The organism is Kribbella sancticallisti, assembly GCF_039530625.1.
Classification (GTDB): Bacteria; Actinomycetota; Actinomycetes; order Propionibacteriales; family Kribbellaceae; genus Kribbella; species Kribbella sancticallisti.
In genome coordinates, this window is the sequence record NZ_BAAAOS010000028.1 from 147,973 (window position 1) to 158,588 (window position 10,616).

Below are 10,616 nucleotides of genomic sequence, written 5' to 3' on the forward strand. Positions count from 1 at the left end.
CGCCGATAGCCCACTCCTCGAACGCGTGCTCAGACCGCTCGAACTTCGGCGAGCCGCTTGACTGCGTACTCGTCGTCCCAGCAGACGGCGGCTTCCCATGCGGCCGACGCTTGCGCGGCGATGTCGTGCGCGCCGTCGTCGAGGCCGGCCGCGTTGCCGGGCAGCACGAGGTCGAGGTCGGGGACGTCGACGTGCGACTCGTCCCAGTCGATCAGCGCGACCTGATTCGCGGTCATGCGGACGTTGCCAGGGTTGTTGGGGTTGCCGTGGACGACGCAAGTGTGACGTCCGGTGAGCCGCGCCCACGCTGCTCGGCATCGAGCAACGCTCTCCGGGGGCATCGCGCCGAGATCGATCTTCGTCCCGGTCTCGGCGTGCAGGAGGTCGGTCGACGATCGCCAGCCTGGGCGCTGCGGCCAGCCCTGCGTCAACCGATGCAGCTCGCGGAGCGTGCCGGCCACGCGACGCCAGTCGGCCTGCGTCTCGGGCGGTCCGCCATCCAGGTACGTCATCACCACCAGACCGTCGGCGAACAGCCGGCCGTCCGTAGTCGGGATCGGCACCGGCACGGTCAGACCTTCACGGTCGAGGTGTTGGAGGAGCTCGGTCTCCCACGCGAGATCAGCGTCGCTCCTGGCGCCGAGACGACCGACCGCGAGGTGCCCGTCGACGCGCACGCTCCACACGTCGTTGGCGACTCCGCCAGCGAGCCGTTCGATGCGAGCGACGTCTTCACCCCACCGCCCGAGTGCATCCCATCCCACTGGCCACATCTTACGGAGTTCCGAACATCTCTGTTCTCAGCAGGCGCCGACCATCACCTCGAGCGCGACCGCCCAGTCGGGTACTGCGGCAGTCTGCCGATCGAGGCGTACGGAAGCTGGATGACGTGGTCCCAAGCCGCCAGGTCGACCCGGGAACCACGGAAATACCAAGTCGGTAGCGGGATCAGACGGTACGTCCGAACCAGAGGCCAGCGTTGGTATCAGATCCGAGGATCACGGCTGTCACAACCGCCGCAGCGCTGCTGTCTTCAATGCAGCACCGTGAACCAAAGGAGTTGCCGTGACCGAGAACACCGATGTCATCGTGGTCGGCGGTGGATACGCCGGCGTGATGGCGGCCAACCGCCTGACCCGGCGCGACGGCGTGAAGTGACCCTGATCAACACCCGTCCAAACTTCGTCGAGCGGATCCGTCTGCACCAGCTCGTCACCGGGTCGGACGACGCGTTGGTGGAATACCAGAAGATTCTGGCCGGCGGCGTCGGGCTGGTGGTCGACACCGTGACCCGGATCGACGCGGCTAGGCGTCGCGTGACCTTGGCGAGCTGCGGCAGCCTCGCCTCCGACTACCTGATCTACGCTGTCGGCAGCGGCAGTGCCGTCCCCAAGGTGCCCGGCGCGGCGGAGCACGCCTACCGGATCTCCACCCTGGAACAAGCAGAACGGCTGCGGCCGGTCATCGACGCCGCACTGACCTCGGCCGCGATCACGGTGGTGGGGGCCGGGCCCACCGGTCTGGAAACCGCTTCCGAGCTGGCGGAGCAGGGCCGGACCTGGCCGCCCGCAGCGGGCTGAGCACAGATGCCATCGGACGGCTGCTCACCGACGAAACGCTCACCAGCGTCGACGACGAACGCATCATCGCCACCGGCGACTCCGTGTCGCCATCGGACCTGCCGGTGCGGATGAGTTGCCAGTCCGCGATGCAACGGGGCCCACAGGCCGGCGAGACCGTGCTGAGCCGGATCGCCGGACAGCAGCCGAAGACCTTCAGCGTCGGCTTCTTCGGCGAGTGCATCAGCCTGGGACGCCGACACGGAATCGTCCAGGTCGCCCGGAAGGACGACACCGTGTCACGAGCGTACTACGAGGGCGCGGCAAGTCCATGGCGATGCTCAAGGAGGGTGTCTGCTGGAGCACCGTCTGGCAGTTGAAGCAAGAGGCGCGCCACCCCGGCCAACTCGATCTGTGGTTCAAGGATCGCCGACGCGCAAAGGTGTTGGGTGAGACGGCCGGTACGGCAGACGCCCGCCGGCCGGCCTGAGATGAGCGAGCACGCCGCGGATCCGGCGACCGAAGTCTTGGTTGTCCACCGGAACCTGCTGTGCACCGCCGCCTACGAGATCCTCGGATCGGCCGCCGACGCGGAGGACGTGCTGCAGGACACCAGGCTGCGGTGGGTCAAGCTCGATCTGGCTCATCTCCGCGAACAGCGCGCGTACCTGAGGAGGGGCGTGATCGTGGGAGATCGCGAGTACGCCTAGGCCGTTCGTGCGCGCCTGGTACAGGAGGAGGTGCCAGATGCCGTGGCGAGCAGCCCGCGTGACGGCCCATCCGACGCGGCCTCCTGGGCGCTGGACCAGACTGCACCGAACAGGCCGCTGACCTGCGATGTCTTGGGGTGGGGCGGGTGGGACTCGAACCCACGACCCAGGGATTATGAGAGCCTTCGTCATGGCCTCGCGGGTGAGCTTTAGGCTCCAGTAGTTCGCGATTCGACTCCGCAAGTCGACTCTAGCAACACCATTTGACACGGTTTCGCACCATGGACCGCACCATGCCGGATGCCACCTGCCGTCGCCGGACAGGTGTCTCTGGCCCGGAAGGTGACTCCTACCGCAGTCTCTTGGCGGCGTTTCGAATCAGTCTCCGCAACCAGCCCTCATGCCTCGCCGGAGCCAGCGAAGCATTGCCTTTGGTGGTTACCGCGCGCTGGCCGGGTTCGGGCGCAGGGTCCGACATTGGCGGTGCAGGGGCCGGCGGATTGTAGTAGTAAGTCAGGTTCGGCACAACGCTGTGGAATCGGGGCATCCGAGCGATTCGAGCAAGCAACCGAGCGTTGTCTGACTCGCCTAGATGCTTCACGAGGCAGGCCTGCATCGCTAGCTCAAGAGCGAAGGTGTGCCAGAGACGTTGCTCCCCAAACAGTGCCTTCGGTTCGTCCTTCGCTCTGCGATGCATCACAAAGTTGCGGGTCATGGAGACCTTGAACACAAACGTCTCAAGGTGATCTCCTGAAAGCTTGTCGCCGAGCGGTCCGAGATCGCGGAAATTTCCAAGGTCCGGTGCTTCGCCATCGGCGGTGACGCTCCCTTAAGCTGCTCGGTCAGCCAGTCGCGGATGTCTTCGGGTACGGCATCGATAGCTCGCTGGATCCTCGCGTCGCTTTCGGCCCTTGCCGCGACATCTGTGTAGCCATACAGCTCGACGTGCAGCCCTTCGACTATCTTCGTCATCGCCATGAAGCGGTCCTCTGCGGCGAGATACGGCGCGCTGAGCAGGGCGACGATGTCAGGCAGAGTCGCCTTGTGGCTGGTGAGCATTTCATCGAATTTCTGTAGCACCGCGTCCAAGCCACCGGGGCAATCGCGCAACGTGTATGCGAACTCCCCCGGCCGGCGATCTGGGCGCCGCGGGCGTCCCGTGTCTGTCGTACGAACAAGCAGCTCGACCACCTGGCGGGCGCCCTTCATGCTGTCGCTCGAGCCAAACGCCGTCGATTGCACACGGTGACCAAGCCGCCAGGATCAGAAGACCGCGAAACGGGTTCACCCAATCCCTCAGGATCGCGGACCAATCTGCAGGTGTCTTCAAGACAAACTCGACGCGTGGAACGAGGCGCAGCGTGACCTCCCCCGCCCCGGCATTCCCCTTCGCCTTCGGCTCGGCAACAACCGTGACAGACCCGTCAGCCAGGCTGGCCTCACCGAGGACCGTTCGGTCTGCGGATGCGCGGAACCCCGTAATCTGCCGAGAGTTCTCATCTTGCACCATATTGGGAATAACGTCCGGCGCATCTGCCCACGCACGGAGATTCTGTATCTCGGCGTGCGCCGCGCTGAACTGAAGGTCTTCCGCAGTGGCTAGATGAGCACCAGTCAACGCCGCCCGCAGTCGCCATCTCTCCTGGTCGATAAAGCCAGGGATTGTTGCCCGAAACCCCGAGGCATCGAGCACGGTGACGAGCTGATGATCGTCAGTCTCACCCAGGACAACCGGTTCGGTCGTCCACGTCCCGAATAGGTCATCTGAGTATTCAATCTCGGCGCCGGCTGGCACCTCGACTGGATGCAAGTTGCCATGCAACTCTAGATCGAAACGATCAGATCTAAGAATCAGGGTGCCGCGGACGCGCTCGTGCGGGCGTCCGGGGATCCACCAGGTGCCCGACATCTCAGCTGAATTTAAGGACAACGCTCAGCCGTCGTCCGCCGTAGGCTCCGGTGGCACGACGGACAGCGATTGGCAGCCCTTGAGCCGCCGGGCTGCTGGCCTGCCTAGGCCAGCGCCATCGGAGTCAGACTCGCCGCACCTGCACCGAGCACTGCGCGGCTGGCTGCAGCAGGTGCTCATCGGCGTATCGCCCGAGATGACTCCAAGTCCCAGCGACAGCTACGGACCTAAAGTCCGAAACATCATGCTGAGGCTGGCGACCCTTACCGACGCCGGACAGGACGTCAGCGACCTTCCGCCGTGGCAACTTCCGCCAGAGAACATCCTGGACGCGGTTGACGCCACTCTCCACGTGACGAGGTGGACTAGTCGCGAAACCGAGCACCTCCAGGAGCTGCGGGACATGCTCCTAGCCGCCAACTCTGTCTGGCGGGTGGCCGGGCGGTCCGAAGGCGATCAGCATCTCGAGCGGCACGTGGACGGGACAGTGACCGCCGCGTTCAGCGAAGCGGCACGCGCGGCCCCGCAACAGGCAGCCGACCATCTGCACGCCGCTTGGGAGGCCGCGTACGGGCTCGTGTCTGATGCGGAGAAAGCGTTCAGTGAGGCCATTCGGGCCGTCGAAGAGGTCGCCTGCCCGTTGGTGGATCCGAAAAGGGCTATCAAAGACCAATCGACCCTCGGGACCGTGATTAAAGAGCTTCGTCAGGGTAGCCCGGACCGCTGGGAGTTGACGCTCCCGAATAGGGCCGGCCAATCGCGAGATGTTGTCCACCTCGTCGGCATGATGGAGATCCTCTGGCAGGCTCAGAGATCGCGCCATGGCGGTGGGGCGAGTTCGCGGCGGCAGGTCGACGACGAAGCTAGGGCAGTTGTTCCGCTAGCTGCCCTGCTCGTTCACTGGCTGACGACGAACGTTCTGCGCGAGAAGTCCTGACTCGACCTTGCCGGAAGCGGCGGGTGACCTGGTTCGGCTTGACCCGCCTCGGTTCCTCAGTTCAGCGGTAGCGCTGGAACGATCAAGGCAATTGCGCTTTGCCTTGAGCGGCCGAGGCCGCGGCCTCGGCCTCTCGACGGGTCTTTCGCTGCCCACGCAGGCCATTGGCGCGTGGCTGATCGCCGCTGTGCCGGGGCGGTTCACCGCCGGTCCCCGCTTTGCTGGGGAGTTTGGTGACCTGCAGTCCGGCCATCCGGCCGCGGGTGCCTTGGCCGGTGTCGCAGGTTAGGAGACGCACTTCGCGGCCCGCAAGGAGCTGGATCGTTGCGGCGCGGTCGATGATCTCGTCATCCTCGATGGGCAGTCGTGCGTGTCCAGGCTGGTCGAGGACGATTTCGACGGTGACCCTCCCTCGGATGGATTGGCCTTCACCTGGAGCCGGAGGGTGCAGCGTGCCCGAGGTCCCCGATGTGATCGCCGCGTCTAATCGACCCAGCGTGTGGCCAGCACGCCACCTGGGGTGAGCGCCGCCCGCTTCTTTGAGACGGTCGAGTTCGTCTACGACGGCGATCGGGAACAGCAGGAGGATTTCCTCGCCGGCCGGCAGGCCCATCACCTCTTGGAGGTCGGTGTCGGCAAGGGGCTGCGGGCTGTTGAGGTAGAAGCTAGAGTCGGCGACAGCAAGCCACACCGGATCAGCCCAGCGCTTTATGTGCTCGTTGAGGGTCGTAGCGGCCGCGCCGAGGGCGGCTTCGCGGTCGGCGAGTTCCTGACTAACCAAGCCGTTCACCAGGTTCTGTTGGGTACTGCCGGCCAGGGTCCCGCATGCTTCCAGCAGGGCGTAGTAACGGCGTGTCTGGATGAGGCGGTCGATGTCTTTCCCGCTGACCTGGTCCTGCAGGAGACGGGTGGCGTCGGTGACCCATTCTAGGTACTTCAAAAGCCAGTGGTAGGCGGTCCAGGGGCCAGCGCCCCGCAGGTTAGATGCGTCCAGCTGAGTCTTCTGGAGCGTCTTGAGGATGTTGTCTCGATGGGCGCCGGGCCGCGGGGTGATGAGCACCGGCTGATCATCACCCTGCTAGCCAGCACTCTCAAGATCGAACCGCTGACCGTCTCATTACGAGGAGGACGCTCAGCGTCGCATTCGCTCTCTAGCAGCGCTTCTAGCAACACGAACGCCCGCACCACACTCGAATTTCACCATGAGTTTCGAGGAGTTCGCACCACGTCCTGCACCACGCGACATCAGACTTCTCGGGCGCGCGACTTTGTCGGCCGGATTCCTCCCCAGCTGAAGGACAAAGGGGCCTCGCCCCGCCTGCACAGCCCTCGCGGCTCGGTTTCACGAAGGCGGTCCCCGATCGGGGGCCGCCTTCGTCGTCTCCTCGGGCCTCACGCTGGTCAGGGCTTCCAGGCGGCGAGGAGTGTGCACGTCGCGCCCCAGACCCCGGCGGCCGAGGCGAGCACTGCGGCCGAGACGCCAGCCATGCCGCCGATGATGAGTGCGGCGATGCACAGCAGCGTCTCGGCGAGGATCACCGTCAACTTGCTTGGGCGGTGAGGTGGCTCGGCGCCGGGGCAGCGTTCTAGGCTCACGAGTGAACTCCGTTCTCGAATGACTCCGGGATCTGGTTGTTCAGCGAGGCGGCCCGGGTGGTACCCCGGGCCGCTTCACTCTTGTGTGACGACTGCCACCACCAGGCGGCACTGCTGTCAGACAGCACTTCCCCTCCTTCCGCTGATACCTGCAGAAGGCCCGAATATCTGGCCGTCTGTGACAACAAGCCCCGAGATTTCTTCGGTGCTCTGGTACAACAAGCAGCTCTTCGCGGCCACGCCAGGGAGCCTGCCAAGGCGGGATAGCTAGTGTCGCGTCGAGCTGGGCACGAGTTTTTCCTCCGTACGGCGTTGTGGTGGGACGTGGCCGGTGTCGACCTTGCCACCGGGCGAGACACTCATTCGAGAGAGAACCTCCGGATAGCCCTCAAGGGAGCCACGAAGGCCCGGTGCGGTATCCGGTGCCGACTGTTCAGCCGAGTTTTTGGCGCTCATACAGGATCGATTGTGTGTGACATGGGTCACATTTGACGAGGATCGCGTAAATGGGGTCGTTCACGCACCCCCGTCGCACGCCGGGCTCGTTCCACATACGGGGGTCAGACAGATTGGAATTCAACCCGCGGGGTCCCGGTGATAACGGCCATTACCACCGCACCACCGGCCCGAGCCGGTCGACCAGCTCGCGGATCCAGGCGCAACCGGCGCCGATCGGTGCCGCGACACGCGCGACGGGATCCCGACACGAATCAGCCGTTATCACCGGTGCCCTGCAGGCACACTGAGCGGATTCGTCGGTCGACGCCCCTACCGTGACGCCATGGGATCCGACGTACCGAGCAGCTGCAGCGGCGATCGGCGGCCGCGGTGAGCCTGGCCGCTGTCGCGCTGCCCGGCGAGCACGAGCTGGCTGGTCCGGTGCGCGACTTCCTCGCTGATCTCGGGTTCGCCGGAAAGTCACCGAACACCATCCGCGCGTACCGCAGCGATCTCGCCGAGCTACTTAGCGGCGATCGCGGATCTCGCGCCGTCGACCAGGGCCAGGAAGCAGGCCAGCTATGCGGCGTTCCTGCGGTGGGCGGTCCGGCACGGCCTGATCACCACGAACGCGCTCGACCTGCTCGACCGGGTCCACGTCCCCGAAGGCGCACCGCGGCCGGTCGACCCTGCACGGATCGACCGCGTCATCGGCGCCATCCCGAAAGCCAACCTGCGCGACCGGCTGCTGTTCGAGTTCCTCAAGCACACCGGGGTCCGGATCGGCGAGGCACTCGGGATCTACGTCGAGGACCTGACGCTGACGCCCGGCGACGAGCACGTGCGGATCCACGGCAAGGGCGGCCGGATCCGAACCTTGCTGCTGGACGAGGCCCAGCTGGTCAACCTGCTGCGCCGGTTCTTGCGGCAGACCGGCTACACCCACGGCCCGCTGTTCCGGGCCGTGAAGAACTGGACCGGGCGGCCGCTCGGCTACTCCGCCGCCCAGGCCCTCGCTGCCCACACCTCCGGCAGGATCTCGAACCACTCCGTGGCTACTTCGAGGTCTTCGGTCACCGGCGAGATCTGCAGCGGAGGGGCCCACCGCTCGCCGAGCTGATCGAGACGACGCCGGCGCGCAGTCCACGGGGTGTTGGTAAGGAATCTGTCAGCAGCCGCCACATTGAGCTCGGTCTTGTGCGATGAATCGGAACGAAGGTCGGCTAGGTGCTGGTTGTGCCGTCGCGGTGGCGTTGGAGGACTCTGTATACGGTGGGCCGGGAGACGGTGAGCAGTTCGGCGAGTTCGGCGATGGTGTGTTCGCCGGCGGTGTGCAGTTGCACCAGGTGGGCCTGCTGGCGGCCGGTGAGCTTGGGCTGTTTGCCGCGTAGTTTGCCCTTCGCTTTGGCGATCGCCATGCCTTCGCGGTCCGCAGCCGCAGCAGGTCGACTTCGAACTCGGCGAAGGTGGCGAGGATGTTGAAGAACATCTTGCCCATCGGGTCGGCCGGGTCGTACAGGGTTCGGCCGAGCGCGAGTGCGACGCCGCGGGCGGCGAGGGAGTCGCCGATGTCGCGGGCGTCGGGCACGGACCGGGCAAGCCGGTCGAGCTTGGGGACGACGAGGGTGTCATCGGGCCGGACAGCGGCCAGGGCCTGATCGAGGCCAGTGCGATTGCGGTTGGTGCCGGTGAGGCGTGGTCGAGGTAGATCCGTTCGGCGCCGACGCCGAGCAGCGCCTGGTGCTGGGCCGCGAGGTCTTGTTTGTCGGTGGAGCAGCGGGCGTAGCCGATCCGGATCGCGGTCATGAGCCGCAAGCGTACGGATAGCCCCCGACACTGAGACCACTCACCGGACACCCTTACTGAGACACCGTTCAACGGTCAGCAGAGGCAGCAGGAGCCCCGGCCCCGGTGTGTCCGTTGGGGTTCGGCTAACGGACGCCCGCACTACCGGCCGAGCCGGGTCGTCGAGGCGTACTCCCGGCCCGGCGCGGGCTTCGGGAGTTCGGGGCCGACCCCGGGTTGCTGCGGATGGTTTGTCAGGTGCCGGACTTCGGTTGTCGGCAGGAAAGCTATCAGCAGCTGCCACATCCGCGCGGTCTGCCGGTTGAGGTGTGGTGACCTCCGATCGAGGGAGTATGGCCGCTCGTGGCGGGTCGATAGAGCTGGTTGAGTTGGTCTGGCAGTGGACGCTGCTCGATGCTGGGTCGAGCGCGGTGGCGAATTCGACGTACTTCGGGGCCCCATTCGGGCTCTGCACTCAGCCCCAGTTCAGCTGAGCGCGACGCGGCGGCCGTTCCCTATCTCTTCGCTCTTGTCGTCGGTGACTACGGCGAAGGCACCGGACGGGACGCCGGGCAGCGCGGCGACGTCCGCGGCGACGCCCAGGAGGACCTCTTCGGGGGCACCGGCAACGAAGAAGGCGTAGGCTTCGCCGAAGTCCTCGCCCTCGTCGTAGATGTCGAAGCTACCGTCGCTCGACTCGTCATCGAGGAACTCCTCGATGTCGTCGATCCAGCCGAACTCATATCCGGGGTCGCCGGGCACGATGCCGCCGGCACCGTTCAGCGGAACGTGGATCTCGACGACGAGCTGCCCCCCGATGGGATCCTGCGAGGCGACGGCCGGAATTGGTGTCAACCGCGCCGCCTGCGGGCGTAGTACCGAGCGCACCGTCGGCGTACCGGTCTGCGTTCACCTCTATCCGGGAACGGATTCTGAGGCAAAGGAGCATTCGCCTCGCCGCGGAGTTCACGGAGACGTCTGCGGCGGAGCGTCCCGCGCTGAGCGGGGCGGGCCGCACACTGTCCGGGATCCTCGGGTGCACAACCGACAGCTTCAGCGCCTGCTGTGCGCGCGAGACGCCCTCCAGAACCGCTGGCAGCGCAAGAAGTCTGCGTTCGTCAGACTCCAGCGCCTCGAGCTCGTGGAAATCGACGCGCATCTCCACCAGATGCCGCTTCCGGCCCCGAACTACACGTTCTTCACCAATCCCGTCGTACCCCGCCTTGACCCCACAACCATGTGGAGCTCCAGCACCGGCGCCTCACTAATCCTTCGCCACCAGACCAGCCACGACTCGTCCGTACCCGGGAGATCGATGACCCGATCAACCTCCTGCAGAAAGCCGTCCTCGGCACCCATCGTGACGGCCTCGACGCCGCCCTCCAGCCAGTAGTCCTCGGCGCTGTCCACCTTCCCCCCGGACGACATCAACTGCTTACTGAAAGACCGAGGCTAACGCCACTGACCGTTCGGTTGTTGTTCAAGCCCCTTGACTGAGCGGATCGAGGCGATGATGGAGCCCCTTTCGTGGCTTCCATGACGCCGGCGCCGCGGGTCCCTGAGACTAATCCGCGTGCTCGAAGCAACACTGAAGGGCTCACGGGACAGCTCCCAACGCCCGACTAGTACTACAGCCGGAGTTCGTGATGTTCGGTTGAGTCGGTGATTTGGCGGTCTGGGTT

At 65.6% G+C, this 10,616-nt stretch carries 12 protein-coding genes and 2 pseudogenes; 4 read left to right on the forward strand and 10 right to left on the reverse strand.

The annotated features are described in order from the left end of the window. Positions 1-29: 29 nt before the first annotated feature. Complete coding sequence (locus ABD255_RS21455; RefSeq protein ID WP_344216641.1) at positions 30-764, reverse strand: phosphotransferase enzyme family protein; 735 nt, start codon at positions 762-764, stop codon at positions 30-32. Between the two features lie 390 nt (positions 765-1,154). Between ABD255_RS21455 and ABD255_RS21460 the strand changes: the two genes are divergently transcribed. Then, on the forward strand, positions 1,155-1,580 hold the full coding sequence (locus ABD255_RS21460) for an FAD-dependent oxidoreductase (RefSeq protein ID WP_344216643.1): 426 nt from the start codon (positions 1,155-1,157) through the stop codon (positions 1,578-1,580). A 428-nt stretch (positions 1,581-2,008) separates the two neighbouring features. Continuing rightward, entirely contained in the window at positions 2,009-2,269 is a 261-nt protein-coding gene (locus ABD255_RS21465) for a sigma factor (RefSeq protein WP_344216645.1), read from the forward strand. Between the two features lie 711 nt (positions 2,270-2,980). Here the strand turns inward: ABD255_RS21465 and ABD255_RS21470 are convergent. Both ABD255_RS21470 and ABD255_RS43810 read right to left on the reverse strand, forming a co-directional pair. Next, complete coding sequence (locus ABD255_RS21470) at positions 2,981-3,511, reverse strand: hypothetical protein (RefSeq protein WP_344216647.1); 531 nt, start codon at positions 3,509-3,511, stop codon at positions 2,981-2,983. A gap of 10 nt (positions 3,512-3,521) precedes the next feature. Next, positions 3,522-4,178 (reverse strand): annotated as a pseudogene (locus ABD255_RS43810) (ApeA N-terminal domain 1-containing protein); the annotation flags it as partial. A 244-nt stretch (positions 4,179-4,422) separates the two neighbouring features. On the opposite strand from ABD255_RS43810, the gene ABD255_RS21475 reads away from it, so the two are divergent. Next, positions 4,423-5,115, forward strand: coding sequence for a hypothetical protein (locus tag ABD255_RS21475; protein WP_344216649.1), 693 nt, complete (start codon positions 4,423-4,425; stop codon positions 5,113-5,115). An 82-nt stretch (positions 5,116-5,197) separates the two neighbouring features. On the opposite strand, the gene ABD255_RS21480 is transcribed toward ABD255_RS21475, so the two are convergent. The 3 genes from ABD255_RS21480 to ABD255_RS21490 form a co-directional block, all read right to left on the reverse strand. Beyond that, a complete protein-coding gene (locus ABD255_RS21480) occupies positions 5,198-6,175 on the reverse strand; it encodes a hypothetical protein (protein ID WP_344216650.1) in 978 nt (325 codons plus the stop codon). Positions 6,176-6,516: 341 nt separating this feature from the next. Then, complete coding sequence (locus tag ABD255_RS21485) at positions 6,517-6,711, reverse strand: hypothetical protein (protein WP_344216651.1); 195 nt, start codon at positions 6,709-6,711, stop codon at positions 6,517-6,519. A 964-nt stretch (positions 6,712-7,675) separates the two neighbouring features. Beyond that, positions 7,676-7,990 (reverse strand): hypothetical protein, encoded by a 315-nt coding sequence (locus ABD255_RS21490; protein ID WP_344216653.1) that lies wholly within the window; start codon positions 7,988-7,990, stop codon positions 7,676-7,678. Between ABD255_RS21490 and ABD255_RS21495 the strand changes: the two genes are divergently transcribed. Continuing rightward, positions 7,898-8,269 (forward strand): hypothetical protein, encoded by a 372-nt coding sequence (locus ABD255_RS21495; RefSeq protein WP_344216663.1) that lies wholly within the window; start codon positions 7,898-7,900, stop codon positions 8,267-8,269. The genes ABD255_RS21490 and ABD255_RS21495 overlap by 93 nt on opposite strands. Positions 8,270-8,372: 103 nt before the next feature. Here ABD255_RS21495 and ABD255_RS21500 read toward each other — a convergent pair whose 3' ends face one another. The 4 genes and pseudogenes from ABD255_RS21500 to ABD255_RS21515 form a co-directional block, all read right to left on the reverse strand. Beyond that, positions 8,373-8,567, reverse strand: coding sequence for a helix-turn-helix domain-containing protein (locus ABD255_RS21500; RefSeq protein ID WP_344216654.1), 195 nt, complete (start codon positions 8,565-8,567; stop codon positions 8,373-8,375). 38 nt (positions 8,568-8,605) lie between these two features. Continuing rightward, a pseudogene (locus ABD255_RS21505) lies at positions 8,606-8,995 on the reverse strand (recombinase family protein); the annotation flags it as partial. A gap of 425 nt (positions 8,996-9,420) precedes the next feature. Beyond that, complete coding sequence (locus ABD255_RS21510; RefSeq protein WP_344216655.1) at positions 9,421-9,789, reverse strand: hypothetical protein; 369 nt, start codon at positions 9,787-9,789, stop codon at positions 9,421-9,423. Positions 9,790-10,122: 333 nt separating this feature from the next. Next, entirely contained in the window at positions 10,123-10,362 is a 240-nt protein-coding gene (locus ABD255_RS21515; RefSeq protein WP_344216657.1) for a hypothetical protein, read from the reverse strand. Positions 10,363-10,616: the final 254 nt, after the last annotated feature.

What these genes read in the sequence shown, in the direction of transcription:
- ABD255_RS21475 (WP_344216649.1), top strand. Translation starts at nt 4,423, where the DNA reads ATGCTGAGGCTGGCGACCCTTACCGACGCCGGACAGGACGTCAGCGAC.
- ABD255_RS21500 (WP_344216654.1), bottom strand. Translation starts at nt 8,567, where the DNA reads ATGGCGATCGCCAAAGCGAAGGGCAAACTACGCGGCAAACAGCCCAAG.
- ABD255_RS21515 (WP_344216657.1), bottom strand. Translation starts at nt 10,362, where the DNA reads ATGTCGTCCGGGGGGAAGGTGGACAGCGCCGAGGACTACTGGCTGGAG.